Annotated in this window: 20 protein-coding genes; 4 read left to right on the top strand and 16 right to left on the bottom strand. The window is 70.5% G+C overall.

Annotation, left to right across the window (positions count from 1 at the left end):
* Positions 1-30: 30 nt before the first annotated feature.
* Both ACFV2J_RS00885 and ACFV2J_RS00880 read right to left on the bottom strand, forming a co-directional pair.
* On the bottom strand, positions 31-1,017 hold the full coding sequence (locus tag ACFV2J_RS00885) for an aldo/keto reductase (RefSeq protein ID WP_385095012.1): 987 nt from the start codon (positions 1,015-1,017) through the stop codon (positions 31-33).
* 72 nt (positions 1,018-1,089) lie between these two features.
* Positions 1,090-1,755, bottom strand: coding sequence for an NUDIX domain-containing protein (locus tag ACFV2J_RS00880; protein ID WP_385095009.1), 666 nt, complete (start codon positions 1,753-1,755; stop codon positions 1,090-1,092).
* A gap of 101 nt (positions 1,756-1,856) precedes the next feature.
* Here ACFV2J_RS00880 and ACFV2J_RS00875 point away from each other — a divergent pair, with 101 nt between their 5' ends.
* The gene (locus ACFV2J_RS00875) at positions 1,857-2,210 is read left to right on the top strand and encodes a hypothetical protein (RefSeq protein WP_385095006.1); all 354 of its coding nucleotides are present in this window, start codon (positions 1,857-1,859) and stop codon (positions 2,208-2,210) included.
* Between the two features lie 75 nt (positions 2,211-2,285).
* On the opposite strand, the gene ACFV2J_RS00870 is transcribed toward ACFV2J_RS00875, so the two are convergent.
* The 4 genes from ACFV2J_RS00870 to ACFV2J_RS00855 form a co-directional block, all read right to left on the bottom strand.
* Positions 2,286-3,158, bottom strand: coding sequence for a universal stress protein (locus ACFV2J_RS00870; RefSeq protein ID WP_385095003.1), 873 nt, complete (start codon positions 3,156-3,158; stop codon positions 2,286-2,288).
* Between the two features lie 180 nt (positions 3,159-3,338).
* Positions 3,339-4,379: a LacI family DNA-binding transcriptional regulator gene (locus ACFV2J_RS00865; protein ID WP_385436818.1), complete on the bottom strand. Its 1,041-nt coding sequence runs from the start codon at positions 4,377-4,379 to the stop codon at positions 3,339-3,341.
* 62 nt (positions 4,380-4,441) lie between these two features.
* The gene (locus tag ACFV2J_RS00860) at positions 4,442-6,190 is read right to left on the bottom strand and encodes a discoidin domain-containing protein (protein ID WP_385094354.1); all 1,749 of its coding nucleotides are present in this window, start codon (positions 6,188-6,190) and stop codon (positions 4,442-4,444) included.
* A gap of 80 nt (positions 6,191-6,270) precedes the next feature.
* A complete protein-coding gene (locus ACFV2J_RS00855) occupies positions 6,271-7,365 on the bottom strand; it encodes a DUF1996 domain-containing protein (RefSeq protein WP_385094351.1) in 1,095 nt (364 codons plus the stop codon).
* 430 nt (positions 7,366-7,795) lie between these two features.
* On the opposite strand from ACFV2J_RS00855, the gene ACFV2J_RS00850 reads away from it, so the two are divergent.
* Positions 7,796-9,604, top strand: coding sequence for a coagulation factor 5/8 type domain-containing protein (locus ACFV2J_RS00850; protein ID WP_385094348.1), 1,809 nt, complete (start codon positions 7,796-7,798; stop codon positions 9,602-9,604).
* 21 nt (positions 9,605-9,625) lie between these two features.
* Here the strand turns inward: ACFV2J_RS00850 and ACFV2J_RS00845 are convergent, their stop codons facing one another.
* The 7 genes from ACFV2J_RS00845 to ACFV2J_RS00815 all read right to left on the bottom strand — a co-directional run bounded on the left by ACFV2J_RS00845 (position 9,626) and on the right by ACFV2J_RS00815 (position 19,947).
* Positions 9,626-10,903: an SGNH/GDSL hydrolase family protein gene (locus ACFV2J_RS00845; RefSeq protein WP_385094344.1), complete on the bottom strand. Its 1,278-nt coding sequence runs from the start codon at positions 10,901-10,903 to the stop codon at positions 9,626-9,628.
* On the bottom strand, positions 10,900-13,317 hold the full coding sequence (locus ACFV2J_RS00840) for a glycoside hydrolase N-terminal domain-containing protein (RefSeq protein WP_385436814.1): 2,418 nt from the start codon (positions 13,315-13,317) through the stop codon (positions 10,900-10,902). The genes ACFV2J_RS00845 and ACFV2J_RS00840 overlap by 4 nt, the downstream gene beginning before the upstream one ends.
* Positions 13,318-13,473: 156 nt before the next feature.
* Positions 13,474-15,297: an alpha-galactosidase D gene (locus ACFV2J_RS00835; RefSeq protein WP_385436812.1), complete on the bottom strand. Its 1,824-nt coding sequence runs from the start codon at positions 15,295-15,297 to the stop codon at positions 13,474-13,476.
* 41 nt (positions 15,298-15,338) lie between these two features.
* Positions 15,339-16,259, bottom strand: coding sequence for a carbohydrate ABC transporter permease (locus ACFV2J_RS00830; protein WP_385094795.1), 921 nt, complete (start codon positions 16,257-16,259; stop codon positions 15,339-15,341).
* A complete protein-coding gene (locus ACFV2J_RS00825; protein WP_385094798.1) occupies positions 16,256-17,218 on the bottom strand; it encodes a carbohydrate ABC transporter permease in 963 nt (320 codons plus the stop codon). The genes ACFV2J_RS00830 and ACFV2J_RS00825 overlap by 4 nt, the downstream gene beginning before the upstream one ends.
* A gap of 26 nt (positions 17,219-17,244) precedes the next feature.
* The gene (locus ACFV2J_RS00820; protein WP_385094801.1) at positions 17,245-18,558 is read right to left on the bottom strand and encodes an ABC transporter substrate-binding protein; all 1,314 of its coding nucleotides are present in this window, start codon (positions 18,556-18,558) and stop codon (positions 17,245-17,247) included.
* A gap of 210 nt (positions 18,559-18,768) precedes the next feature.
* A complete protein-coding gene (locus tag ACFV2J_RS00815) occupies positions 18,769-19,947 on the bottom strand; it encodes an ROK family protein (protein ID WP_385436809.1) in 1,179 nt (392 codons plus the stop codon).
* 182 nt (positions 19,948-20,129) lie between these two features.
* Between ACFV2J_RS00815 and ACFV2J_RS00810 the strand changes: the two genes are divergently transcribed.
* The gene (locus ACFV2J_RS00810) at positions 20,130-22,241 is read left to right on the top strand and encodes an alpha-galactosidase (RefSeq protein ID WP_385436807.1); all 2,112 of its coding nucleotides are present in this window, start codon (positions 20,130-20,132) and stop codon (positions 22,239-22,241) included.
* 381 nt (positions 22,242-22,622) lie between these two features.
* Here ACFV2J_RS00810 and ACFV2J_RS00805 read toward each other — a convergent pair whose 3' ends face one another.
* A complete protein-coding gene (locus ACFV2J_RS00805) occupies positions 22,623-23,261 on the bottom strand; it encodes a hypothetical protein (protein WP_385436805.1) in 639 nt (212 codons plus the stop codon).
* Between the two features lie 277 nt (positions 23,262-23,538).
* On the opposite strand from ACFV2J_RS00805, the gene ACFV2J_RS00800 reads away from it, so the two are divergent.
* A complete protein-coding gene (locus tag ACFV2J_RS00800; protein WP_385089365.1) occupies positions 23,539-24,735 on the top strand; it encodes a glycoside hydrolase family 64 protein in 1,197 nt (398 codons plus the stop codon).
* A 48-nt stretch (positions 24,736-24,783) separates the two neighbouring features.
* On the opposite strand, the gene ACFV2J_RS00795 is transcribed toward ACFV2J_RS00800, so the two are convergent.
* The gene (locus ACFV2J_RS00795) at positions 24,784-25,902 is read right to left on the bottom strand and encodes a sulfite oxidase (RefSeq protein ID WP_385089362.1); all 1,119 of its coding nucleotides are present in this window, start codon (positions 25,900-25,902) and stop codon (positions 24,784-24,786) included.
* Positions 25,903-25,939: 37 nt separating this feature from the next.
* On the bottom strand, positions 25,940-26,647 hold the full coding sequence (locus tag ACFV2J_RS00790; RefSeq protein ID WP_385089359.1) for a TetR/AcrR family transcriptional regulator: 708 nt from the start codon (positions 26,645-26,647) through the stop codon (positions 25,940-25,942).
* Positions 26,648-26,731: the final 84 nt, after the last annotated feature.

Here is a 26,731-nt window from a genome sequence, read left to right as displayed (position 1 = left end):
CCCGCCACGCGTCAGGGGCGGCTGACCACCTCAGTGCGCCGTGTCGAGGCGTTCGCGCTGTTCGGGCGTCAGCTCCAGGTCCACGGCCGCGAGATTCTCCTCCAGTTGGGCCACCGACGACATCCCGACCAACGGCACCACCGGGACGTCGGCGCCCAACTGCCAGGCGAGCACCACCTGGTTGGGGCTCGCTCCGGTCTTCCGGGCGACCGCTCGCAGCGCGGTGAGCCGGGCCGGTGTTCCCGGGTGGTCGTAGTCCGCGGGCAGCGGCCTGTCCGCGCGTCCGTAGGCGCCGCGCAGCAGCGGCGAGTAGGCGACCAGGGTCAGCGCCGGCTCGGCACGCAGATAGCTGAGGAGTTCACCGGTCGCACCACCGAGGCTGCCGTCCCGGAAGAGCTCGTCGGGTATGTCGGTACGGGGCCTCAGCAGGCTGTGCTGGTACTGCAGCACCTCGTAGCCGCGCAGCCCCGCGGCCGCGGCGACGGCGCGGGCCCGCTCGACCCGCCAGACGGCGTGGTTGCTCGCGCCGAGCAGGCCCACGGCCCCCTCCGCCACGAGTTCACCGAACCCCTCGACCGTCTCCCGTATGTCGACGGTCCGGTCCTCGATGTGCGCGTACAGCAGATCGATCCGGTCCAGGCCGAGCCGTTCCCGGCTGCGCTCGCAGGCCTCGCGGATCGCCTTGGCCGACAGCCCCTCCGGATTGTCGGTGTACCCGGTGCCGGGGGCCAGCGGCCGGGCACCGAGCTTGGTCGCGAAGACGAGTTCGTCGCCGACGCCTCGGCTGCGGCGCCAGCGTCCGAGCAGTTCCTCGCTCTGGCCGCCCTGGCCGCCGTCGACCCAGAAGGCGTAGTTGTCGGACGTGTCGATGAAGTTCCCGCCGGCCTCGACATAACGGTCGAGTACGGCGAAGGAGGTCTTCTCGTCCGTCAGCGAGCCGAACAGCATCGCCCCGAGCGCGAGCACACTCACCTCTCGGCGGTGGTCCGGATCGGCGCCGATGGAACGGTACTTCATGCTGGTCCCTCCCGTTCGGGCCCGGCATCCGCGGGCCCGCGGGCGAGTCTGGGACTTGAAGAGCACTTCAGGTCAAGGGCCCGCGAACGGTCCCTCCAGAGCGGCCCACTGCAACAGCATGATCGTCTTGGCGTCGGCGATCTCCCCGCGGCGGATCATGGCCAGGGCCTCGCGGAAGGGCAGTTCGACGATCTCGATGTCCTCACCCTCCTCCTCCAGCCCGCCTCCCTCGTGGGTGCGGGTGGACGGCCCGTAGGGCGCGGCGTAGAAACTGACCCGCTCGGTGACCGAGCCCGGGCTCATGTAGACGTCGAACACGTGCTGGACCTCGCCGACGGTGTGCCCCGTCTCCTCGACGACCTCGCGGCGCACGGCGACCTCGGGGTGCTCGTCCGCCTCGTCGAGCAGTCCGCCCGGTGTCTCGACGAGCATTCCGTCCGGGTGCCCGTTGGTGTACACGGGATAGCGGAACTGTCTGGTCAGCAGGACCGTCCGGCGCTCGGTGTCGTACAGGAGCAGGGTGGCTCCGTTGCCTCGGTCGTGCGTCTCGCGCTCCTGGGTGCTCCAGGTGCCGTCGGCGTGCCGGAAGTCGAAGGTGGTGGTGCGCTCCACGTACCAGTGGCTGGACAGGAGTTTCACGTCCCGGACCTTCACCCGGGGGTTGCCGGTCAGGCCCAGGCCCACCCGGTCGAGCCCGGTACGGCCCCGGCGGTCCGGGGTGTCGATACCGGCGGTCATCGTGCGCGGTCCGCGCGGGAGAGGTCGTTCATGGCCACTGTCTATCATCGCGGCAGGACCATCGAGGCCACGGCGGGGCCTCGCCCGTCTAGGCTCACGGCATGGAACAGACGGAGATCATCCTGCGCGCCATCGGCGTGCTCACCGAGACCAACGCGATGGTGCGCAGGATCGCCCAGGACGAGGACGCCGAGGCCGAATCGACCGAGACACAACTCGGCGCGCTCGTCACCGAGGTCTTCCCCCGTGTCGAGGTGCCCGCGGACGCCGGACCCGCGGAGGCCGGACAGGCCGTCGCGGACGCCTATCTGCCCGCCACGATCTCCCTCGTGGGCGCCTTCGCCTTCCTCTTCTCGGAACTCGCCGACATCCACGACTCCGGACAGACCGACATCAAGACGGCCGACCTGCTCCAGGACCTGGCCCTGCGGATGTCCAGGGCCGACAACGAGTAGCCGCGGGCCGCCTCGCCGGGGCACCGGCCGTCGGCACGGCGAGGCGGCGGCCGCGGAGCCTCGCGCCCCGGGGACTCAGGAGTGCGGGACCACCGCCACCGGACACGGAGCGTGGTGGATCACCGCGTGCGCCACCGAACCGATCCGTGAGCCCAGCGCGGAGCGTTGTGCCCGGCGTCCGACCACGATCAGCTGGGCGCGGGCGGTCTGCGCGAGGAGGACCTGGCCGGCGCTCCCCATCTCGACGTGCGGGGTGACGGGTACGCCGGGGAACCGCTCGCGCCACGGCCCCAACGCCTCGGCGAGCGCCTTCGTCTCGTACGGCTCCAGACCGCCGGCCTCGTCCAGCAGTTTCAGCGAACCCGGGCTGTAGGCGAACACCGGCGGCAGACTCCAGGCACGTACCGCGCGCACTCCGGCGCCGCGGGCCGCCGCCGTCTCGAACGCGAACTCCAGGGCCGCCGCGCTGTCGTCGGGCTCGCCCTGCTGACCCACGACGATCTCCCGGCCCGCAGCCTCGGGCGCCGCCCGGTCGTCGGCGCGCACCAGTACGACGGGGCAGCCGGCCTCGGCGATCACCTGCTGCCCGACCGAGCCGAGCAGGAACCCCACGACGGCGCCGTGACCGCGCGAACCGAGCACCAGCGCGCGGGCACCGGCCCCCTCGGCGAGCAGGGTGTCCACGGCCGGGCCGTCGACGACCTCGTCCGACACCGTCAGGTCCGGGTGCGTGCCGGTGACCTCGCGGGCGACGTCGCGGACCATCTCCCGGGCCCGGCGGGCCTGGTCGTCCCGGTCGTCGCCGTCCAGCAGGCCATGGGGCGGCCAGTGCCACGCGTGGACGACGCGCAGGGGCACGCCGCGGCGGACGGCTTCCCTGCCCGCCCACGCCGCCGCGGCCCTGCTCTCGGGTGATCCGTCCACGCCCACGGTGATCGGGTGGGTCATTCGCCTGCCTTCCCGTCGCCGGCCGGTCGCCCGGCCGGCTCGCTCCGCATCCTGACGCTCCAGTGTCCGTCATCGTCGGCGCCGAACGCCGCGGTCGGGGTCGGCACGACGGCGGCGCCGGCACACGGCGTCGGGCGTCGTCGTGCGGCGTGCGTCGCGTGTGGACGGGCGGACGGTGCCCTACGCGGACTCCCTCACCACGAGTTCCGGATCGAAGATCACCGAGGTGGGGTCGGTGCGCAGGCCCTGGATGTGCTCGTCGAGGAGACCGGCCATCGTCGAGGCCATCTCCTCGACCGGCTGGCGCACGGTGGTCAGCGCGGGCCTGCACGTCGCCGCCACACTGGAGTCGTCGAAGCCGACGACCGCGACGTCGTCCGGCACCCGTCTGCCCTGCTCCCGCAGCACCTGGCAGGCGCCCTGGGCCATCAGGTCGTTGGCGGCGAACACCCCGTCCAGGTCCGGGTGTTCGGCCAGCAGTCCGGACATGGCGGCCATTCCGCTGTCCAGGGTGAACCCGCCCTCGGCGACCGGCACGTACGGATGACCGCTGCGTGCCATCGTGTCGCGGAACCCGGCGAGCCGGTCCTGGCTCGCGCCCACCCGCAGCGGTCCCGTGACGGTGACGATCCGTCGGCAGCCCCGCTTCAGCAGATGCTCGGCGGCCTGCCGCGCGCCGTCCCGGTGGGCGAGGTCGACGTAGCTGAGCGGGACGGGCCGCGACGGCCGGGCGAAGAGGACGGCGGGCACACCGGCGTCGGCGAGCAGCGCGGGCATCGGGTCGTCGGCGTGGGTGGAGACGACGAGGGCGCCGTCCGCGCTGCCCTGCCGCAGGTCCGACAGCACCTGCTGTCTGGCTTCGGGCGATTCGGCGAACATCAGCAGCGGATGCATCGAGCGGGGGCGCAGATAGCCCACCACGCCGGCGACGACCCGTCCGAAGAACGGGTCGGCGAACACCCGTGCCGTGAAGGCGCTCTGCTCACCGTCCGAGGTGTCGCCCGCGCCGGAGACGATCAGCGCGACCGTCTGGGTCCGCCGGGTCACCAGTGATCTGGCGGCGCGGTTGGGGGCGTATCCGGTCCGCTCGACCGCCTGGCGCACCACTTCCTGAATACCGGGATCGACGTTGCGGACGCCGTTGATGACCCGGGACACCGTCGCGCGGGAGACTCCGGCCTCCCGCGCGACATCCTCCAGCGTGGGGGCCTGTCTGCTCATGCCCCGCACCTTAACCGCCGCGTACTGCGCCGGGATAGAGCGCTCTCCCATCGAGGTCCGAATCAGCGGTAGACACCGAACTCGTAGAGGGAGTAGCCCCATCCGGTACCGCGGGCGGTGCCGTTGACGCGCACGTAGCGGCCGGTGCCCGCGACGTCGAGGTCGTCGACGCCGCCGTTGCCGTCGGTGACCGAGCGGACGGTCGTCCAGTTCTGTCCGTCGTCCGACGTCTGGACGGTGTAGGCCTTGGCGTACGAGGTCTCCCACACCAGTTGTACGTGCCGGAACGAGGTGCGGGTGCCGAGGTCGACGCGGAGCCACTGGGGGTCGCTCCAGTCGCTGGCCCAGCGGGTGGTGAGGTTGCCGTCGACGGCTCCCGCGGCGGTGCAGGGGCAGTCACCGCCGCCCGCCTGGGACGAGGACGCGGTGGCCGGCTTGCCGACGGCGACGTTCGTACCGCTCGGGACGGGCGGCACCACCCGCACGGAGCGGGTCTCCACACCCACGTTGCCCCTGCCGTCCTTGGCCTTGACGTAGATCTTCCAGACGCCGGGCCGGTCCGGCGCGGTCACCCTGAGCCGGCCACCGCCGAGGTCGGTGGAGGGCAGCGAGATCAACTGCTTGCTCTGGTCGATGTAGTTGCTGTTGTCCAGGACCTCGTACGTGATCGGATCGCCGTTGGGGTCCGTGGCCTTCACCGAGAGGGTGAGGTCACCCCCGGCGGGCACCCTGGCCGGGTCGCCCTCGACGGTCAGGTCGGAGATGACGGGCGGGGTGTTGTCGTGGGAGGTGTCCGCGCCGTACGCCCTCTTCACGGCGTAGTACGAAAGCCTCTTCTCGCCCGCCGGCAACAGGTTGAACCAGATGCCGCCGAAGTCGTACTCGGTGCCGTAGTGGAACATCGTGGCGCCGAGCGCGACTCCCCTGTGTCCGGTGACGCAGTTCCACGCCCGGGTGTATCCGTCGGCCTTGGCGAGGTCGGTGGGTTCGGCGGGGACGCCGTTGGCGTCGTCGGGGACCTCCCATTCGCCCGCCGGGCCGGTCTCGGTGATGATGTACGGCTTGGTGTAACCGCCCTGCTGCCAGGCCGACTTCACGTCACAGACGGCGTTGTAGGCGTTGACGGCGTACAGGTCCAGGTCGGGCGCGTTCTTCTTGTAGTAGGGCCAGGCGCCGGTCCACGCGTCGGTGGAGGTGACCGGGTGGTTGGGGTCGACGGCGTGGATCTTCTTGGTGATGTCGTTGACGAGCGTGGTGTAGGCGTCGCGCTGGCGCTCCAGCTCGTCGCCGCTGTAGCAGTTCTGCAGCCCGAGCACGGACTCGTTGCCGACGTTCCACATCAGGACACCGGGGTTGTCCTTGTAGGTGGCGGCCCACTGGGGGAACTCGTTGAGCACCTGGTTCTTGTAGGCGGTGTCCGTCAGGTAGTTCACGCAGCCACCGCTGCCGGGGCCGCCGCCGGGTTGCAGCCAGAATCCGGCGATCACCTTGATGCCCTGGGCGGCCGCCGCGTCGAAGAGCGGCTTGCTGGATGCGTCGGTGCCCCAGGTGCGGACGGTGTTGACGCCCATGGACCTCAGGTCGGGCAGGTAGCGCCCGGCGTCGGCGACCGACGGCCCCCAGGTGAGGCCCTTGATCTGGTACGGGCTTCCGTCGACGGTGAGCTGCCAGTTGCCCTGCGAGCCGGTGACCTTGACGACGCTGCCGGCCGCCTGCGCGGGGTGGGACGGCAGGGCGAGGGCGCCCGCGGCGAGCAGGCCCGCGGTGACGGGCGCCGCGATACGGCGCCGGGTGGTTCGGGATCCGGTCATGAGTGTCCGTCCGGTGTGCGGGTGAGGGGGATGATCCCGCCGGCCCGGGGTGGGGCCCGGACCGGCGGAGCGCGTTCCGTTCAGGGGAGCCGGTAGTTCTCGTCGAGTGCCGCGCCGGCCTCGGGGTGGGTCTGGTCGTAGCCGCGGGCGTCGCACTGGAGTCCGCCGACGACGCAGTGGTCGACGAGCGCCTTCTGCGTCGGCGCGTCCCACGCGTTGAAGAAGTCGTAGTGGAAGGAGTAGCCCGCGCCGCTCGCGAGCCTCACCTGCGACATGTCACCGTTCACCGGGAAGGCCATCTTGAACTCGATCATCGGCAGGGCGACGGGGTGGTCGTCCGGGCAGATGTTGTTGTTCGTGCCGGGGTTCACCACCGGATAGGCCATGTGGCTCTGGTGGTTGGGGGTGTCCAGGTACTTGCCGTCCCAGCAGCTGGGGGCCTGGAAGCGGATGTTGAGCTGGACGTCGGCCCTGTTCGGGCACTGCTGCGGGAAGTCGACGTTGAAGAAGCTGTCGCCGCACTCCCATCCCTCCACGAAGCCGTGGTGGTTGCGGAAGTCGGTCGCCGACTGCATGGGGTTGCCGACGACGTAGCGCAGCCCCTTAGGGAAGGGGCGCACGCTGGTGTAGTCGGTGACCCCCGCCTTGTAGTAGATGACCTGGGGACCCACCGGCAGCACGGGCGTGCTGCCCTTGAGCAGGGTCGGCATCCAGTAGGCCGACCTGTCACCGGGGGCCTTGCAGGTGGTGCCACCGGCGTCGAGCGAGGCGGTGGTGCTGGCCGCGTTCGTCGTGGTGTTGCCCATGAAGGTGTGGTCGTGCGACTTGCCGGGCTGGCCCGGGTAGACGATCGGGTCGTCGGGCCGGGTGTGGGACACCGAACAGTTCGCCTGGAACTCGTGGAAGTAGCGGTGCGCCGGCTCCGCCTTGGACGGGACGACGCCGGTCACGGGCGGATTGGCGGGGATGTACCCGTCACCGTCCGGATCCTCCGGTGAGGAGAGCGTCGACGCGGGCATCGCATGGCCCGTGTGGACGGACGCCGCTCCGACGGTGGACACCCGCGTGCCGGCGACCGGGTCGGCGCTCATGGCCACTCCGGCCAGGCCGAGTGACGTCACCAGCAGCGCACTGGACATCAGGATTCCTGAGACGATCTTCGATCTCCGTGCCATGGAGACCCTCCTGCCACGTCGGTGGGGGCGGTGGGGGTCGGGCGGCCGTGAGCGGCGTGGGGTGCACGGTGCTGCCGCGGTCGCCCGCGTGACGGACCATCACATGTGCCGGGATGCATGGGAGAGCGCTCTCCCAGCCAGGAGTGTTGTGGCGGTGGCACAGGAGTGTCAAGGGAAAGGGACGGAGGATCACTCCCTCCGTCCGCGCACCTCTTGAACGCAAGCGCGACTCGGAACTCGCACCGGAGGGGGTTCATAGAGCCTTTAACTACCGCATAATCAGGCCGAGTTGACCGTTCACTTCGCAACAACATCCGGGACTGCGGTCACAACTCTTGACGCGTCGTTCACCTGGATGAAGCATGCATCGGCAAGAGAGCGCTCCCCATACCTCCCACCGTTCACTTCCTGAACCAGGAGAGTCGCCCCCATGCCTTCAACCCCCACAGAGGCCCAGGACGCGGGCCGGTCGCCGGTGGCACGGCGTTCGGTGCTCGGCGCGATGGCCGCCGCTGCCGCCGCTCCCGGGCTGCTCGGACTGTCCTCTCCGGCATCCGCCGCTCCCGCCTCACCCGTGAAACAGCCGCAGGCCCTGCCGGGCGGCGGCGACCTCGGCCCCAACGTGATCGTCTTCGACCCTTCCACCGCCGGTATCCAGTCCAGGCTGGACCAGGTCTTCCGGCAACAGGAGTCGGCCCAGTTCGGCACGGGACGCTTCGCGCTGCTGTTCAAGCCGGGCACCTACAACGGGCTCAACGCCCAGCTCGGTTTCTACACCTCGATCGCGGGCCTCGGGCTGTCCCCGGACGACACCACCATCAACGGCGACGTGACCGTCGACGCGGGATGGTTCAACGGCAACGCGACCCAGAACTTCTGGCGTTCGGCCGAGAACCTCGCGCTGAGCCCGGTCAACGGCACCAACCGGTGGGCGGTCGCGCAGGCCGCCCCCTTCCGTCGGATGCACGTCAAGGGCGGCCTCAATCTGGCACCCAGCGGCTACGGCTGGGCCAGCGGCGGTTACATCGCCGACAGCCGCGTCGACGGCTCGGTCGGACCGTACTCGCAGCAGCAGTGGTACACCCGCGACAGTTCGGTGGGCGGCTGGGCCAACGCCGTCTGGAACATGGTGTTCTCCGGCGTCCAGGGCGCGCCGGCGCAGTCCTTCCCGAACCCGCCCTACACCACGCTCGACACCACGCCGGTCTCCCGGGAGAAGCCGTTCCTCTATCTGAACGGCAGTGAGTACCGCGTCTTCCTGCCGGAGAAGCGCACCAACGCGCGCGGCACCACCTGGGGCAACGGAACCCCGCGCGGCACCTCACTGCCGCTCACCCAGTTCTACGTGGCCAAGCCGGGCGTCTCCGCCGCCACCCTGAACGCCGCGCTCACCCAGGGCCTCCATCTGCTGCTGACGCCCGGGATCTACCACCTCGACCAGCCGATCCAGGTCAACCGGGCGGGCACCGTGGTCCTGGGCCTCGGTTACGCCACCCTGATCCCGGACAACGGCGTCACCGCGCTCCGGACGGCGGACGTCGACGGAGTGCGACTGGCCGGCTTCCTGATCGACGCCGGGCCCGTCAACTCGTCCACGCTGCTGGAGGTCGGGCCGACCGGAGCCGCGGCGGACCACTCCGCGAACCCGACCACCGTGCAGGACGTCTTCGTCCGCATCGGCGGCGCGGGCGCCGGCAAGGCCACCACCAGCATGGTCGTCAACAGCCGTCACACGATCATCGACCACACCTGGGTCTGGCGCGCCGACCACGGCACCGGCGTCGGCTGGGAGACCAACCGGGCCGACTACGGCATCCGCGTCAACGGCGCCGACGTCCTGGCCACCGGCCTGTTCGTCGAGCACTTCAACAAGTACGACGTCCAGTGGTACGGCGAGCGCGGACGCACCATCTTCTTCCAGAACGAGAAGGCCTACGACGCGCCGAACCAGGCCGCCATCCAGAACGGCGGGATCAAGGGGTACGCGGCCTACAAGGTCGCCGACTCCGTGACCACCCACGAAGGATGGGGCCTGGGCAGCTACTGCTACTACAACGTCGATCCGACGATCGTCCAGCACCACGGCTTCGCGGCACCGAACAAGCCGGGGGTGAAGTTCCACAACCTGCTGGTCGTCTCACTGGGCGGCAACGGGCAGTACGAGCGGGTCGTCAACGACACCGGGTCGCCCACCTCGGGGACCTCCACCGTGCCGTCCACGGTGGTCTCCTACCCCTGACCGCGCCTCCGGGGCCCGCTCTCAGCAGGAGGTCAGGCTCCCGAGGTCGACCGCATCGGCCATCGCCTGCATCCCCTTGTCGTTGGGGTGCAGGTGATCGCCGCCGTCGAAGAAGGGCAGGATGCGCTGCGGGTCGTAGGGGCTGCGGGTGATCCTGTCGAAGTCCGTCACGCCGTCGAGCGCGCCGCTGGTCCTGATCCACTCGTTGACGCCCTGCCGCACCGCCTCGGACGCGGCGTCGTACTCGGACCAGTCCTTGAACGGCATGACGGTCGCGCCGACGACACATTTGCCCGCCGCGTGCGCCCGGTCGATGATCTGCCGGTAGCCGGCGATCATGTCGTCCACCGTGACGCCGGTGTGGGCCTTGATGTCGTTGATCCCTTCGAACAGGAACACCGTCCGCACGCCGGGCTGGGAGAGCACATCACGGTCCAGCCGGTTCAGCGCGGCCTGTCCGGCACCGTCCGCGAGCACCTTGTTGCCCGAGATCCCCTCGTTCGCGACCCCCTTCACGGGGACGCCGGACGCCGCCTGCAGACGCTGGGACAGGTAGTCGGGCCAGCGGCGGTTGCCGTCCGTGGTCGAGGCCCATCCGTCGGTGATGGAGTCACCGAGGGTCACCACCGAGCCGACCGCGGTGGGCGTCTCCACGTCGACGGCGTCCAGCCAGTACCAGGACCCCATCGGATCGGTCCAGTTGGCCGCGCCCTCCTCGGCCGCGTGGTCGCCCGCGGTCGCGTAGTTGGTCTGCATGGCCATGCCGTGACCGGTCGTCGGTCCCTGGGCGCCCGTCACGTAGAGGCTGATCACCAGATCGCTCCGGGCGGCCAGCTTCCCCGGCAGCGGATCACTCAGCACCACCTGTCCGGCCGGGACGGTCACGGACGGGGCTCCGCCGTCGAAGGAGAGCCGCCGGTTGGAGCCGTGGACGAGTTCCGCACCCTGCTTGCGCAGGCCCGCGTACGCGCTGGCGAAGGTCACCGGGTGCTCACCGAAGGCGTTGGACAGCCGGATCCGCAGGTGGGTGCCGCCGACGCTGGTGCGCACGATCAGGCGGTAGCTGCGGTCGGCGGGACCGGCGCCCTGCCGGTCGGCACTGGCACCCCAGGTGACGACGGAGTGTCTGCCCTCGGCCGCGGCCGGGTGCGCCACCGTCGTCGGCACCCGCGCCGGCACGTGCGAAGGGGTCACCTGCTCCGCCTGCGCCGTCGACGAGGCGGTCAGGGGGCCGCACAGGGCCAGCACCAGGGCCGAGAACACACCCAGCGCGCGGCGGCGGTACGAGGCCGCGCTCATCCGAGGTTCCGCAGCGTGACGGACTCACCGGGCGCGAGAGTGATCTTCCGGGCGGCACCGCCCGCGACGACCGTGGTGGCACGGCCGCCGACGCTCTTCAGCGTCGCCCGGGTGACCTTGCCGTTCTTCCAGCTGAGGTCGGCGACGAAGCCTCCGCGGACGCCCACACCGGTCACCGAACCGGATGCCGCCCAGGCGGCGGGCAGCGCGGGCAGCAGCTCGACGTGGCCGGGGCGCGAGTAGACCAGCATCTCCACGACCGCGGCCGGGGTGCCGAAGTTCGCGTCGATCTGGAAGATGCCGCGGCCCTGCTCGACCTCGTAGATGTCGAAGAGATTCATCGCGCTGCCGTTGCTGCCGTCCGACGACGGCTTGAGGTTGTTGACGACGAGCCGGTACGCCTTCTCCGCGTCCTTGAGCCGCGCCCAGCACAGGCTGCGCCAGGCGTTGGCCCAGCCGAAGCTGTTCATGCCGCGCGCGGTGAGGAGGGCGGTCGCGCCGTCGACGATCTCCTTCGGCGTGGAGTCGTCCGGACGGATCCGGTCGCCGGGGAAGAGCCCGATGAGCGGGGAAAGGTGCCGGTGCGTGGTCTCGCCGAGGTTGTCGGGCGACATCCACTCCTCCAGCCAGCCGGTCTTGGGACTGACCACGGGCAGGTACAGGCGCTTACGGAGACCGTCGACGGTCCTGCTGTAGGCGGTGTCCCTGGCGAGTACCTCGGTCGCGGTGCGGAAGTTGCCGAAGAGGTTCCACACGAGTTCCTGGGCGTACGTGATGCCCTTGGCGTCCAGCGGACCCTGTTCGGGCGACCAGTCGCTGTCGGCGACCAGGACCTCGCGCGAGGCGCCGGACGCGTCCGTGACGGTCGTGGTGACGAGGCGGGCCTCCCAGAACTCCACGGCGCCCTTGAGGAGCGGGTAGATCTTCTTCAGGTAGGTACGGTCCTGAGTATACTCGTAGTGCTCGAACAGGCTCTGGCAGAGCCAGGCGTTGCCCGCCGGGTGCCACCACCAGCCGCCCCCGCCGTACGGGTTGGTGGAGATCGCCACGGTCCAGCCGGCGATCTTCCCGCTGGAGTTCCGGTAGCGGTTGGACGGGTCGTTGAACAGCCGCTGGGTGACGTCGGTCCACGAGGACAGCTGCGCGAGGCAGTAGTCCGTGAGGGCGTCGAAGCAGTCGGACAGGCCCGCCCGGTCGGCCATCCAGTAGTTCATCTGGATGTTGATGTCGGTGTGGTAATCCGCCATCCAGTCCGGGTCGTTGCCGTCCAGCCAGGGACCCTGAAGGCCCATCGGCAGACCGCCGCGCGATCCGGAGATCATCAGATAGCGGCCGAACTGCAGGTAGGCGGCCTCCAGTTCGGGGTCCGGGACGTCGTCCCGGTGGCGTGCCTGTATCCGCTCCCAGGTGTCCAGTTCGCGCTGCGCGGCGGACGACGTGCCCAGGTTGATGTCCAGCTGTCCGAACACGCCCCGGAAGTCGGCGACATGGGTGTGCAGCAGGGTGCTCGCCGAGTGGGCCGCCGCGTTCAGGACCTTGGTCCTGGCGAGACGCTCCGGGGCAAGGGACGGGTCGCGGAACTTCTTCGCCGCGTCGGGCGCGTAGTCGGTGCCGCCGCTGACGACGACCGTGAGGTCCTTGCAGCCGGTGAAGGTGATCGACGTGCCGTCGACACGGAGCCTGCCCGTGCTGCTGTACGCGGTGACGGCGGCGCCGTACTTGAGGCCGTTGGCCAGGGAGGCGCCGAACGACGCGTAGCGTCCGGCGCTGTTGGCGGTGGTGGACTCGCCATGGGTGCCGGCGAGGGAGACGGTGCCGGTGTAGGAGCCGCCGCCCCGCTGCGAAAAGTACAGGACGACGGCGTCGTCGGGTCGGCTGGCGAAGATCTCCCGCCGGTAGGTCACGCCCGCGACGTCGTACGAGGTGGTGACCAGGCCCTGGGCCAGGTCGAGGGTGCGGCGGTAGTTGTCGACGCCACCCAGGTCGTGGTCCGGGATGGTCACGTCGAGCCTGGCCAGCAGGGTGAGGGAACCGAAGTCGTCGCGCCCGTAGGGGAACTGGCCGTCGCTCTGCAGCTCGTCGTTGAGATGACCGGTCCACAGGGTGGCGTCGGTGATCATCAGGAGTTCGTCGGCGGGGTCGTTGCTCACGAGCGCCCCCAGGCGTCCGTTCCCCACCGGGAGTCCCTGCTCGATCATCGAGTGGGCGGAGCCGGGAGCCTGCCACCACAGCTGGTTCCGCGCGGCGTCGGCCGGGGACAGCAGAGGTGACTCGGTGGGGCGACGGGGCGCCGCCGAGGCGGTGAAGGCGGGCAGGGCGCCGAGGGCGGTGACCGTGCCGACGGCGGCGGCGAGGGCGAGGAAGCCCCTGCGACTGGGCGTGTTGTCGCGTGCTTCGGTGTGCTGGATGTCCACGGTGGTGCACTCCAAATCCGAGAACGGCTCGTGCGGGAACGGCTCGTGCGGGAAGAGCTCGTGGGGGAACGGCGCATGCGGGACGGCCGCGGACGCCGGTGCCCGGCTGGTCCCCGCGGGGCCCGGGGCGTGTCACCGGGCCCCGCGGGAAGCGGGTCAGACGGACTGCGGAACGACGATCCTGTCGATGTCGGGGGCGTATCCGCTGCCGCTGTCGAAGGTGACGGTGTTGGAGCCCGCCTTCAGTGCCAGCCGCACGCTGACGGTCTCGGCCGTGCCCCAGTCACCCGTGGACGGGAACTTCAGGCTGGTGCCGTTGCCGTTGTTGGAGAGGACGGTCACCGAGCGGGGGTCGCCGCTGACGTAGGCCACCTTGACGGTGTAGATCCCGTCCTTCTTCACCGTGACGTCGTTGATCCGCAGCTTGCCGCCGGTGTACAGGTTGCCGACCTTCTTGCCGCCGGAGCAGGCGTCGCAGCCGGCGACGGAGGCGTTGCCCGACAGGGTGTTGGCGGTCGCCTCGGCCTCGTAGCTCGTGGTCGTGAGCGCGCTGCCGCCGGGCTTGACGGTGAACAGCCGTGAGCCGTGGGCCGGGAGCGCCTCGGTGATCCTGTTCTTGTGGGCCCCGAGGTCCGTCTTGTTCCACAGGTCGCGCACGGTGGCGTTGCCGGTGAACCCGAAGGACGCCCAGTCCGCGGTGACGGAGGCCGGCGCGTCGCCGAGGTTGAAGAGGGCGACGGTGTAACTGCCGTCGGGGTTCTTCGTGCCCCAGACCTGCTGGTCGCCGACCGGGGTGACCGGACGCGCGACGGGCGAGTCGTTCTGGTCGACGGCGATGACCTCCTTGTTGGTCAGCAGGGAGACGCCGTAGCTGTCCAGCTTGGTGATGTCGTCACCGGTGAACAGCGGCGACTTGTTGATGGCCCACAGCGTCATGTAGCTCTGCCGTTCGGCCTTGGTGAGGCCGTCCATCTCGCCGTTGCCGACGTCGATGGCGTCCAGGTCGTTCCAGCCGCCCGGGCCCGCCTTGCGGCTCCACGCCGGTGCGTCGTCCCACCGGTCGTTGACCGAGTTCTCCCAGGTGACCAGGGTGTTGCAGTAGCACTCGACGTCGGTGTCGATGCGCCAGCCGTTGGAGTACTGCTTCCAGTCGGCGGCGTGGCCGATGTCGAGCGACCAGGAGAGTTCGAGGTGGATCGGGCGCCCGGCGGTGGCGATGGCCTTCTGCCAGGCGGCGACGTCGGCCACGTTGTTGTAGTTGTCACCGGACTTGAACGAGCCCGGGCCCACGCCGTCCAGCTTGAGGAAGTCGTAGCCCCAGTCGGCGAACTGCTGGGCCTGCGAGTCGATGTACTTCTGCGCGCAGGGGTTGTCGAAGTTCAGCTTGTAGGCGTTGTCCCAGCCGTTGGTGGTGCGCAGGTCCGAGTAGACGACGTCGGCGGTCGTGCAGCCCGGGGCGTTCCAGACGGGGACCTTGCCGTCGCCGTAGGCCCCCTTCTCCAGGCCGACGGGCAGGTAGATGCCGGCCTTGAGTCCCTTGGAGTGGATGTGGTCAGCGACCGACTTCATGCCGTGCGGGAAGCGGACCGGGTCGGGGGTCTGCCGGCCGTACTGGTCGAAGCCGGTCTTCCAGCTCTTGTCCATCCACCAGCCGGCGTCGATGTTGACGTGGTCGTAGCCGTACTTCTTGAGCTTGGCGGCGAGGGCGTCCGTCTGCTTCAGGACGTTCGCCTCGGTGAGGTAGCTGTAGTCGCCGTCCGGGTTGAGGCCCGGGTACTTCGACGACTGCATGCTCCAGCTCGACCAGCCCATGTACGGCTTGGCGGCCACGGTGGGCGCGGCCTTCGCCGGGGCGGGACCGGCGGTTGCCTGGCCGGCGTGCGCGGCCGGGACGGTGGTCGCGATGCCCGCGGTGAGGGCGAGGACGACCATGGCTCTGAGGGCGCGGGTGGGCAGGACGGGGTACGAGGATGACCGCATGGGTCGTGCCTCCTGGGAAGTGGGTTCAAGGGTGGGGCGGCTCAGCCCTTGCCCGAGCCGATGGTGAGTCCGCTGATGAACTGGCGCTGGAGCGCGAAGTACACGAGCAGCGTGGGGATCGCGGTCATCAGGGCGCCGGCCGCGATGAGGTTGGGATTGGTGAAGTACTGGCCCTGGAGGTTGGCCAGGGCGGAGGTGATGGGTCGCTTGTCGCCGGTCTCGATCAGCGCGAGCGGCCAGAAGAAGTCGTTGTAGATCCAGATCGATTCGAGGGTCGCCAGGGCCGCGAAGGCGGGGCGGCAGAGCGGCAGGACGATCTGGAAGAACTGCCGCCAGACCGGGGCGCCGTCCACGAGCGCCGCCTCGGAGATCTCCTTGGGAATCGTCTTCATGTAGTTGCTGAGGACGAAGGTGCAGAAGCCCGACTGGTAGGCGATGTGGATGGCGATGATGCCCCACACCGAGTTGTAGAGCAGCAGCGAGTCACTCATCCACGCCGGCAGCGGGACGAGGAGGTAGAGGCGGTACAGGGGGGTGATGAGGACCTGCGCCGGGAGCAGGTTGCCCGCGGTGAACAGCATCAGCAGGACGATGTTCCAGCGGAAGTCGAACCGGGAGACGAAGAAGGCGACCGCCGCCGAGAACAGCAGCGTGCCCAGGACCGCGGGGACGGTGATGAGGACGGAGTTCCAGAAGAAGTGCGGCATCCCGGACTGCTGCCAGGCGTCCGTGAAGTTGCCGAGGCTCAGGCTGCGCGGCCAGGACAGGTAGCCGTGCTTCGCGGTGTCCGAGTACGGCCGCAGCGAGGTGTACATGGCCCACAGCAGCGGGACGAGCCAGAGCAGGGCGATACCGGCGAGCATCACATGGCGGCCGGTCTGACGGCGTGGCCCCTTGCCGGTCCCCGGCGGCTCGTGCCGGGCGGTGGTCCCCGCGCCCGGTCGGGTCATGGTCGTGGTCACCGGTCCTCCTTGCGGAAGGTCTGGACGAGGAAGGTCCCGATGGCGGCGAGGGAGACCAGGAGCAGGACGACCGCGAGGGCGGAGCCGTAACCGATGTGGCTGGACTCGCCGATGATGTTGTCGGTGATGAGCAGGGAGAGCAGTTCCATGCCGGGTTTGCTGCCGACGCCGCCGCCGAGGACGTAGACGATGTCGAAGGCCCGCAGGGACTCCATGACCGTGACGACCAGGATGATGATGTTGACCGGTTTCATGGCGGGGAACACCACCCGCAGGAAGGTCTGGCGGCCGTTGGCGCCGTCGAGTGCGGCGGCCTCCTTGAGCGCCGGGTCGAAACCCTTCAGGCCGGCCAGGTAGAGGATCATGATGTAGCCGGTGTGCCGCCAGCCCGAGGCGACGAGGACGGCCCACAGGTTGAGGTCGGAGTTGCCGAGCCAGTCGATGTGGTGACTCGAACCGGCCGCGCTCAGCAGGCCGTTGAGGAGTCCGGTGTCGGGGTTGTAGATGATCTCCCAGATGAAGCCGACGACGGCCAGGGAGAGGACCATCGGCAGGAAGATCGCGGTCTGGTAGATCCTGGTGAAACGGATCTTCCGGTCGAGCTGGTAGGCGAGGAAGATGCCGAACGGTGTCGGCAGCAGGGCCGTGAACAGCAGCCAGATCACGTTGTGCCGCACCGCGGGCCAGAACGGCGGGTAGTTGGTGAAGATCTGCTGGTAGTTGTCCAGGCCGATCCAGTGGATGTCGGCCAGGTCGATGCCGTCCCAGGTGGTGAAGGACAGACCCAGGGAGGCCAGCGCGGGCAGCCAGACGAAGAAGAGCAGGGCGGCGAGCGGGATGCCGATGGCGACGGTCAGGAAGATCCGGTCGCCGGGGCCGAGACGGCGGGGACGCGTGCGGGGACGGTGCGGCACGTCGGGCGTGCCGGGTGCGGCGGGTGTGACAGGGGTGGAGGACACGGTGCGGGAGACCTTTCCGGTCCTGGTCAGGCCGTGAAGAAGCGCGAGCGCTGGGATTCGATCCTCTTCAGCGTTCCCGAGCCGTCGTCGGGGTGGCCGAGCCACTGGGTGAGGCCCGGGAGCACGACGGTGGAGATGAAACCGGGGTCGCTGTCGCGGTCCGCGAACTGGCTGATGTGCTTGGCGGAGGCGATGAGTTCCGCGGACTTCTTCTGGAGCGCGTTGTACGAGCCGGTGTCCGCCTGCTCGTTGACGGCGAGGTTGCTCGGGTCGACACCCATGTACAGCTCCTCGGCGTGGGCACCTCCGAGGAACTCCAGGAGCTTCTTGGCGCCGTCCGCGTTCTTGGGCCTGCGGCTGAGCATGAAGCCGTCGGTGGGCGCCTCGACGGCGTCCTGGCCATGGGCGGAGTCGATCTCGGGGAAGGGGAAGAAGTCGATGTCGGAGCGGACCGCCTCGTCGGTGATCTGCTGGCCGAGGAAGAGGCCGATGACGGCCATGCCCGACTTCTTGTCGATCAGCGACTGTGCGGCGTCCTGCCAGGAGCGGCCGCCCGCGCCCTGCTGGTAGTAGGGCGTGAGTTCGCGCCAGTGGTCCAGGGTGGCGACGGTGCGCGGGTCGGTCCAGGACACCTTGCCGCGCATCAGCGACATGTGGAAGTCGTAGCCGTTGGTGCGCAGGTTGAGGTAGTCGAAGGCGCCGAGGATGCTCCAGCTGTCGCCGCCGCCGTAGCCGGAGGCGATCGGGGACAGTCCGTCCCGCTTCATGCGCTTGGCGAGCGCGACGAACTCCGCCCACTTCTGGGGGACTTGGTAACCGCGTTCCTTGAACACACTCTTGCGGTAGAAGACGGCCCACGGGTAGTTGTACAGCGGAACGAAGTAGTACTTTCCGTCCTCGCCGCGGGAGAGCTGCTTGGTGGCGTCGCTGAAGCCGGCGCCTATCTTGTCCCACACGTCGTCGAGCGGCGTGCAGAGCTTCTTCTTGGCGAAGTACTGCATGCGGTAACCCGCGAACCAGGTGAAGACGTCGTCCGGGGTGCCCTGCAGATAGGTGGAGATGCTCTTCTGGAAGGTGTCGTGGTCGACGGTGTTCGTCTTCACCGTCAGTCCGCTGTCCTTGCCGAACGCCTTGGTCACGGCGGCGTAGGCGGACTTGGGGGTGGCGTCGGCGCCGTTGGAGCCGAAGGTGACCGTCTTCGGGTCGGCCCCCGCTCCCCCGCCGCAGGCGGTCAGTACGGGCGCGGCCAGTGCGGCGGCGCCGAGTCCGAACAGCCCGCCGACGACTCTGCGCCGGCCGGGGTCACGCGCAGCCAGGGGATTGCGGCTCTGCTGCGTCATCGTCGCTCCTCATGCGTGTCAGTACGTGGTCGATCTTCGGTGCGTGATGGTTCTTCGGTGCGTGGTCGATCTTCGGTGCGTGTCCGCTGTCGAACGGACGGGGCCCGAGGGGGAATTCGGGTCGGTGCGGGTGCGTGGTCGATGCGGGTGCGTGGCTGATTCGGGGGGTGACGGCGCGTTCGCGGGTGGTCCTCGGGGCTCGCTCCGTCCTCAGTGCGCTTCCGAGGTGATGAAGGACTGGATGGCGGTGGCGGCGGCCCCGCGCGCCCACTCCTCGAAGGGCAGCGGGCGGGTCTGTACGTCGCACATCGCGGCCGACCCGAAGGCGGCCGATCCGAAGGCGTCGCGGATCTGTTCGGCGAACAGGTCGTAGGCGGCGAGCCCTTCGCCGGAGATGATCACCCGCTCGGGGCCGAGGAGGTTGGCGACGGTCGCGATGCCCCGGCCGATCGCCTCGCCCGCGCGGGCGTACACCTCGCGCGCTCCGGGGTCACCGTCATGGGCCAGGTCCAGTGCCGCGGCCGCGTCGGCCACCCACACCCCCGTCACCTCACGGACCTGGGCGACGATCGCCAAGTCCGAGGCGATCGCCTCGACGCAGCCGCGGTTGCCGCAGTGGCAGAGCGGGCCGGCCGGGTCGATGGCGACATGCCCGATCTCGCCGGCCACGCCGTGGGCTCCCGCGACCACCTGGCCGTGCACGACCAGACCGCAGCCGATGCCCGCGCCGACCGTCACCAGGGCGAAGTCGGACAGCCCCACTCCGGCGCCGAACCACTGCTCGGCCACGGTCAGGGCCCGTACGTCGTTGTCCACGGTGACCGGAAGTCCGGTGGTCATCCCGGCCAGTTCGGCGAGCGGCACGTCGCGCCATTCCAGGAACGGCGAGTAGCGCACCACTCCGGCCGAGCGGTCCACGTCGCCGGAGACCGCGATGCCGATGCCCTGGACCCGCACCCCGTAGCCGTCCGCCTCCGTCAGCAGCTCCTGGACGAGCCCCGCGGTCGAGGCCAGCACCGACCTGGGCGCCCGGGAGGTGAGCGGCACGTGCCGGGCGACGCGGATGCGGCAGCACAGGTCCGTGAGCACGGCGATGAGCTCGTCGCCCGTCACCTTGATCCCGATGAACAGGGCCCTGCCTCCGTCGACCCGCACCGGGTTGGCGGGCCGCCCGAGGGCGGGCTGCCGCCCGTCCTCGGTGACGTCCTCCACGAGGTAGCCCGCCTCGATGAGGGGGCGGACCGCCTTGGTGACCGCCGCGGCCGACAGCCGGGTCCGCCCCGCTATCTCCGACCGCGTGAGCGGACCGTGGGACAGCACGGTGGTGAAGATCTGGGAGGCGGCCGGCGTATGGGCCGGGAACGCCTCGGGGGGAGAGGTCGAGCGCATGGCCGGAACCTAGGGTCATTATTTTCTGCTGTCAATGAAAGAAACAGGATTCGTCTGAGGACCCTCATTGAGGCGCCTGTGACCTGCGAATCCAAAACCTGGATGGGGCATTGACACGTGATCCATGGTCGGGGTTGGCTTTGGCTCGTCTCGTACGTGGCACCATCTGAACGTGAGGACCCATGTCGCCGATCTCCTTCGCCCCGGACACCGGGGTCTGGCTGCTGTCCACCCCGCGCACCTCGTACGCGCTGCGGGTCGACGAGACCGGAGCGCCGTGCCACGTCGCGTGGGGCCCGCGGCTGACCCTCGAGGAGGCCGGGCGGCTCGCCGCGGTGCCCCCGGCCGTGGCGGCCAGCAGCTTCGAGGGCCGGCCCGGGGTCGGCGAGGAGCTTCCCGTCGACGGCGGGACGCGCTACGGACCCCCCTCCCTGCAAGTGCGGTTCGAGGACGGGTCCCGTGCCTTCGAGTGGGAGCCGGCCGGGCACGACGTCCGCGAGGGCGAGCTGACCCTGGCGTTCCGTGACCGCCGTTACCCCCTGCGGGTGGAGCTCCACTACCGCGTGCGCGACGACACGGACGTCATCGAGCGCTGGACGGTCCTGCGCAACCTGGGCGACCAGCCCCTCACCCTGCTGCGCGCCGACTCGGCCGCGTGGTCCCTGCCGGTGCTGCCGGACTACCGGCTCGGTCACGTCACGGGCCAGTGGTCCGCCGAGAGCCGCCTCCACCGGGACCGACTGGCTTACGGCGAGACGGTGTTGACCAGCCGCCGCGGGATCACCAGCCATCACGCGAACCCCTGGGTGATGCTCGACTCGGGCGAGGCGACGGAGGACCACGGACGGGTGTGGAGCGCCGCCCTCGCGTGGAGCGGGAGTTGGCGCGTCACCGTGCAGCGCACCCCCGACGGACGGGCCGGGTTCACCGGCGGTCTCGGCCAGGACGGTACGACCGTGCCGCTCGCGCCGGGTGAGGAGTTCACCGCTCCCCCGTTCGCGGGCCTGTGCACCGACGGCGGCTTCGGCGCGGCCAGCCGCGCCTGGCACGCGTACGTCCTGGCGCATGTGCTGCCGCACGCGGACGAGGACGCGCCCGTGCTCTACAACTCCTGGGAGGCGACCGGCTTCGACGTCGACGAGGTCGGGCAGAAGGCACTGGCCGAACGGGCCGCCGCGCTCGGGGTGGAGCTGTACGTCGTCGACGACGGGTGGTTCGGGGCGCGCCGCAGCGACCACGCGGGGCTGGGCGACTGGACGCCGGCGACCGACCGGTTCCCGGACGGGCTCGGGCCCCTGGTCCGCGCGGTGCACGGTCTCGGGATGCGCTTCGGCCTCTGGGTGGAGCCCGAGATGGTGAACCCGGACAGCGACCTGTACCGCCGGCACCCCGACTGGGTCCTGCACTTCCCCGGCCGGCCCCGCTCGGAGCTGCGCAACCAGCTGGTCCTCAACTTCGCCCGTCGCGAGGTCGCCGACTGGGCCTACGCGTGGCTGACCCGGCTGGTCGGCGACCACGGCATCGACTTCCTCAAGTGGGACATGAACCGCGCGTTCAGCGAGGCGGGCTGGCCCGGGCGGCAGGACGGCACGGACCGCCTCGGACCGCAGTACGTGCGCAATCTCTACGGTGTCCTCGACCGCCTGCGCGCGGATCATCCGGCGCTGCGGATCGAGTCGTGCAGCGGCGGGGGCGGGCGGGTCGACCTCGGCATCCTCGCCCGTACGGACCAGGCGTGGGCCTCGGACAACACCGACGCGGCCGACCGGATGTGGATCCAGCACGGCTACGGCCAGATCTACCCCGCGCGCACCATGGGCGCCTGGGTGACGGACGTACCCAACCAGCTCACCGGCCGTACGGTCCCGCTGCGTTTCCGCTTCCATGTCGCGATGGCCGGGGCGCTGGGCGTCGGCGGTGACCTCACCCGCTGGTCCGAGGAGGAGCTGCGGGACGGTGCCGCCCTGGTGGCCGAGTACAAGACGGTGCGCCACCTGGTGCAGCACGGCCGGCTGGATCGGCTCGCGCCGCCCGCGGAGGACTCCGTCGCCGTGGTGCAGTACACCGCCGCGGACGCCTCGGAGACGCTGCTGCTGGCGTACCGGCGGGTGGCCCGGCACGGCAGCCCGCGTCCGCCGGTCCGGCTGCGCGGCCTGACCCCTGCGGCCCGTTACCGCGACGCGCGCACCGGCGCCGTGCACGACTCGGCCGTGCTCGGGGAGTACGGACTCGTCGTCGACCTGCCGCCGGGCGACTGGTCGAGCACGATGCTGCACCTGATCCGGGAGGCCTGAGCCGGGGCGGGCAGCGCTGAGCCGATCGCGTCCGGATCGGATCCCACCTGGACGGGATCACCGGCGGGCCCGGGAGACCCGACACCGACCGGACGGGAAAGGCGAGCCGCCGCGCGCCGCCCGCGAAGCCGGAGACACCGGCGCCATGACGTGGGCGCGGTGGAGCGTCGGCGCAGCGGCCCGGCGGGCGCGGCACCCTCCCGGCGGCGTGTCAGCCGCGGCGGCTGCGACCCGGCCGGCGAACCCGTCCGCGGGGCGGATGGTCGTGGTCGGTGCGCGACCACTCCCGGGCGGGGCCGGCCGGAACGGCGCGCGTCCCGGGCGACGGCGCCGCCGTCATCACCCGGGAGGGGGAGCCGGCGGCGGGCGGGGCATGCCCGGTCAGTAGCGCTGGGCCTTCTTCAGACGCGGGGTCAGCTGGGGTGTGGTGGGCTGTCTGCTGATGGCGACGGGCTGGGCACGCTTGCCCGGTCGGAGGTTCTCCGCACCGACGAACCGGGTCTCGACGACCTTGCCCTTCGCGTCCTCGAAGTCGACCTGCACGGCGTACGAGGCCTTCTTGTCCGTCTTGTTGGTGATGCTCACGAGCACCGCGAGCAGCCCGCCGGTCTGTCCCCTGGGCAGGCCCGTCATCGCGACCTCGGACCTCGCGTTCCCGCCGCCCTGCACCTTCTTCAGCTCGGCCTCCGCCGCAGCGCTCGCCCGGGCGGTGTCGGCCGAGACGGACGCCGCGAACTCCGACGCCGCGGCGGACAGGGACGAGGCCGCCGCCGACGCCGAGGACTGGGCGGAGGCCACGGCCGACGAGGCGGCCGACGCCATGGCGGACGGCGCGCTGCCGGAGAACGACCCCGTGACCGGCGCCGAGGGACGGGCGCTCGCCGAAGCGGCGCCGCTGTCGTTCCCGTTGTCCGAGCCGCACGAGACGAGCGCGGCGCCGCAGGTCAAAGTGGCCAGGAGGGCCGCGGCCCGACGGCTGCGGCCGGTCCGTCGGGGGTCACCGTGGGTGCGTGTGCTCATGAAGCTCGTCCTCTTCCTGCCGGTCCAAAACCCGGTCCACGGGCCTGTTCCATGCTCCGCGCCCGCCTCCGCGTCCGCGATCGGTGCTGACCCGTTGGAGTGCTCGGCCCAGCGGAGGTCCGGTTCCCGGCCGCCCGCACTTGGACCAGACCAGTTCTGTGTGAATCGTTGACATGTACTCCACCCGACGCAATTCTGAGAGCGCTCTCAAAGAAACCGGACGAACTCCGTCCGCAGTGATCCACCTCTTGGAACCCCCACGTCAAGGAGGAAGAGAGTGCCCAGAAAGCGCACATGGCGGGCCTTGGCGGTGGCCGCGGCCACCCTCACCGCGGCGCTGCTGACCTTCGGAGCGCCGTCCGGGGCCGAAGCCGCGGTCCCCGAGACGATCCCGCTGAAGGTCACCAACAACTCCGGCCGCGGCGACCCCGTCTACCTCTACGACCTCGGCACCCTGCTGTCGACGGGACAGCAGGGCTGGGCCGACGGAAACGGCGCCTTCCACGCCTGGCCCGCCGGGGGCAACCCGCCGACGCCCGCTCCGGACGCGTCGATCCCCGGACCGGCGAACGGCCAGTCGAAGACGATCCGCATCCCCAAGTTCTCCGGCCGGATCTACTTCTCCTACGGCCAGAAGCTCGACTTCCGGCTGACCACCGGCGGCCTGGTGCAGCCGGCCGTGCAGAACCCGAGCGACCCCAACCGCAACATCCTCTTCAACTGGTCCGAGTACACGCTGAACGACTCGGGGCTGTGGATCAACAGCACCCAGGTCGACATGTTCTCGTCCCCCTACGCCGTGGGGGTCCAGCTCGCCGACGGGAGCACGAAGACCACCGGTCACCTCAAGTCCGGCGGCTACAACGGGTTCTTCAACGCCCTCCGGGGGCAGCCGGGCGGCTGGGCGAACCTGATCCAGACCCGGTCGGACGGTACCGTCCTGCGGGCTCTCGCGCCGGGTCACGGCATCGAGTCGGGCGCGCTCCCCGCGACCGTCATGGACGACTACGTCAACCGCGTGTGGCAGAAGTACAGTTCGTCGACACTGACGGTGACTCCGTTCGGCGACCAGCCGAACACGAAGTACTTCGGGCGCGTCTCGGGCGGTGTCATGAACTTCACCAACAGTGCCGGAGCGGTCGTCACCAGCTTCCAGAAGCCCGACTCCGACAGCATCTTCGGCTGCTACAAGCGGCTCGACGCCCCCAACGACCTGGTGCGCGGGCCGATCTCACGCACCCTGTGCGCGGGCTTCAACCGCTCGACGCTGCTGACCAATCCCAACCAGCCGGACACCGGACCGGCCGGCTTCTACCAGGACACGGTGACCAACCAGTACGCCCGCACGATCCACGCGCAGATGGCCGACGGCAAGGCCTACGCGTTCGCCTTCGACGACGTCGGCAACTACGAGTCGCTCGTCCACGACGGCAACCCCCAACAGGGTTACCTCACGCTGGACCCGTTCAACTGACCGTGCTCCGGGCGGGCGGTGGCGTACGAGCCCCGGCCGCCCGGGAGTTCAGTCCTGCTCCACGCACAGGACGGGAACGTCCTGGACGAGGTTGTTGGCGAATCCTCCGCGGTTCCAGGGCTGCTTCAGGGGCTGGGTGTTGCCCTCGGCGTCGGTGGCCCGCGCGTTCAACGTGTGCCGTCCCGGCGCGGCACTCCAGGCGAACCGCCAGCGCCGCCAGGCCCAGCGGTGGCCGCCGGCCGGTTCCAGCTCCGCCTCCCGCCACTCCCGGCCCCCGTCCGTGCTCACCTCCACACCGGTCACCGGCGCCCACCCCGACCAGGCTCGCCCCTCCAGCGTCACCACTCCCTCCCTGACCACCCGGGCCCGGGACATGAAGTCGGGAAAGCCGGGCGGAATCAGCAGGGCCCGCGGGGCGATCCGGGTGACCGGCTCCCCCGCCTCCCCCGCGTCCTGGCGCAGCCGATAGGCCGCCACCTGCTGGAAACCCTCGAACGGTATGTCGATCACGGTGATCCCGCGCAGCCACTTCACCTGCGCCATCCCGTACCAGCCGGGGACGACCAGCCGCAGCGGGAACCCGTGCTGCGGCGGCAGCGGGCCGCCGTTCATGCCGTACGCCACCAGCACCTCGGGGTCGTCCCCCAGGGCCGTGGCCACGGGCAGCGCCCGCTGGTAGTCCTGCTCCACCCCGCGCTCGACCCCGTGGTCGGCTCCGGTGAACACCACGTCCACGGCGTCATCCCCGACCCCGGCCTCGGCCAGCAGCAACCGCAGCGGCACGCCCGTCCACTCGGCCGTGCCCACGCCCTCGACCAGCCATGGCTGACTCACCGGCCGGGGCGTCAGCAGCGCCCGCCCGTTGCCGGCGCACTCCATGGTCACCCGTCGGGTGACGGCGGGATACGAGGTCAGTTCGGCCGTCCCGAGCACCCGCGGCCGCCGCACCCGCCCGCCGATCGAGAGCCGCCAGGGGGCGCCCTCGGCGTACGGGATGTCGTAGTGCGTCAGTACGTAGTGGAGCCCGGGCGGGGTGACGTCGTAGCGCAGTGCCTCCAGGGGCAGCCCGTGGTTCCGGGCGGCGAGGGCCACCTCCTGCACGCCGAAGTCCTCGCCGGGGCCGGCCACCCTCGCGGGTTCGCTCACCTCGTCAAGGTGATGTCCCATGCCCGTATTCTCCGCCCGGACGGCGGGTGGGGCCAGGTCATGCCCGCCCCCTCACCTCCGGCGGACGCGAAGCGGTGGACTCGGCCGGAACCGGCATCGGGCAGGTGGTCCGCTCCACCAGGTCGTGCCAGCCCGACTCCAGCCGCTCCACCGTCATCCCGCGCTGCCGGGTCAGATGGAGGATCAGCGCGGGTTCGAGATAGCCCATCAGCGTCTGCGCGAGCAGTTCGCCGTCCGCGGCCGGGACGGCCTCGCGCACCAGCATGGCGACGTGGGTGAAGCGGACGCGGTACGGGGCGGAGTTGAAACGGCGGGAGGCGTCCGGTTCGGCGGCGATGTACAGATCCAGCCGGTCGCAGGTCTGGCGCAGCACCCCGCAGCCGAAGGCGTGCAGCCGGTCCGCCGGTGCGGCTCCCGGGCCCAGCGGCGGGGGGCCCCGGAAGAAGGCGGCCTGGAACTGCCGCTCCGTGTGGTCGAGCAGGGCCATCAGAAGCCCGGTGCGGTCGCCGAAGCGCCGGAAGACGGTCCCCTTGCCCACGGACGCGGCGGCGGCGACGGCCTCCATCGTCACGTTGGCGACGCCGCGCTCCTCCACCAGGCGGGTCGCCGCCTCCAGCAGCCGGGCGCGGTTGCGCGCCGCGTCCGCGCGCAGCTGCGGGCCCTCGGGCCCGGACGCCAGCTCCAGCAGCACGGGCTGGGTGGCGGGTTCCGGTCCCTTCGGGAAGGGCGGCAGCGGGGTGGACATGAACACAGCGTAACGGCAACCGGGGACAACTGGACCCCGGTCCGCTTGGGTGATACAACCTTGAACAGACCAACAAACGGACCT

The organism is Streptomyces sp. NPDC059668 (assembly GCF_042734135.1).
In the GTDB taxonomy this organism is placed as follows: domain Bacteria; phylum Actinomycetota; class Actinomycetes; order Streptomycetales; family Streptomycetaceae; genus Streptomyces.
Note: the sequence above shows the minus strand (reverse complement) of the source record. Positions and strands in the feature narration are given on the sequence as shown.

What these genes read in the sequence shown, in the direction of transcription:
- ACFV2J_RS00885 (WP_385095012.1), bottom strand. Translation starts at nt 1,017, where the DNA reads ATGAAGTACCGTTCCATCGGCGCCGATCCGGACCACCGCCGAGAGGTG.
- ACFV2J_RS00880 (WP_385095009.1), bottom strand. Translation starts at nt 1,755, where the DNA reads ATGACCGCCGGTATCGACACCCCGGACCGCCGGGGCCGTACCGGGCTC.
- ACFV2J_RS00875 (WP_385095006.1), top strand. Translation starts at nt 1,857, where the DNA reads ATGGAACAGACGGAGATCATCCTGCGCGCCATCGGCGTGCTCACCGAG.
- ACFV2J_RS00870 (WP_385095003.1), bottom strand. Translation starts at nt 3,158, where the DNA reads ATGACCCACCCGATCACCGTGGGCGTGGACGGATCACCCGAGAGCAGG.
- ACFV2J_RS00865 (WP_385436818.1), bottom strand. Translation starts at nt 4,379, where the DNA reads ATGAGCAGACAGGCCCCCACGCTGGAGGATGTCGCGCGGGAGGCCGGA.
- ACFV2J_RS00860 (WP_385094354.1), bottom strand. Translation starts at nt 6,190, where the DNA reads ATGACCGGATCCCGAACCACCCGGCGCCGTATCGCGGCGCCCGTCACC.
- ACFV2J_RS00855 (WP_385094351.1), bottom strand. Translation starts at nt 7,365, where the DNA reads ATGGCACGGAGATCGAAGATCGTCTCAGGAATCCTGATGTCCAGTGCG.
- ACFV2J_RS00850 (WP_385094348.1), top strand. Translation starts at nt 7,796, where the DNA reads ATGCCTTCAACCCCCACAGAGGCCCAGGACGCGGGCCGGTCGCCGGTG.
- ACFV2J_RS00845 (WP_385094344.1), bottom strand. Translation starts at nt 10,903, where the DNA reads ATGAGCGCGGCCTCGTACCGCCGCCGCGCGCTGGGTGTGTTCTCGGCC.
- ACFV2J_RS00835 (WP_385436812.1), bottom strand. Translation starts at nt 15,297, where the DNA reads ATGCGGTCATCCTCGTACCCCGTCCTGCCCACCCGCGCCCTCAGAGCC.
- ACFV2J_RS00820 (WP_385094801.1), bottom strand. Translation starts at nt 18,558, where the DNA reads ATGACGCAGCAGAGCCGCAATCCCCTGGCTGCGCGTGACCCCGGCCGG.
- ACFV2J_RS00815 (WP_385436809.1), bottom strand. Translation starts at nt 19,947, where the DNA reads ATGCGCTCGACCTCTCCCCCCGAGGCGTTCCCGGCCCATACGCCGGCC.
- ACFV2J_RS00810 (WP_385436807.1), top strand. Translation starts at nt 20,130, where the DNA reads ATGTCGCCGATCTCCTTCGCCCCGGACACCGGGGTCTGGCTGCTGTCC.
- ACFV2J_RS00805 (WP_385436805.1), bottom strand. Translation starts at nt 23,261, where the DNA reads ATGAGCACACGCACCCACGGTGACCCCCGACGGACCGGCCGCAGCCGT.
- ACFV2J_RS00795 (WP_385089362.1), bottom strand. Translation starts at nt 25,902, where the DNA reads ATGGGACATCACCTTGACGAGGTGAGCGAACCCGCGAGGGTGGCCGGC.
- ACFV2J_RS00790 (WP_385089359.1), bottom strand. Translation starts at nt 26,647, where the DNA reads ATGTCCACCCCGCTGCCGCCCTTCCCGAAGGGACCGGAACCCGCCACC.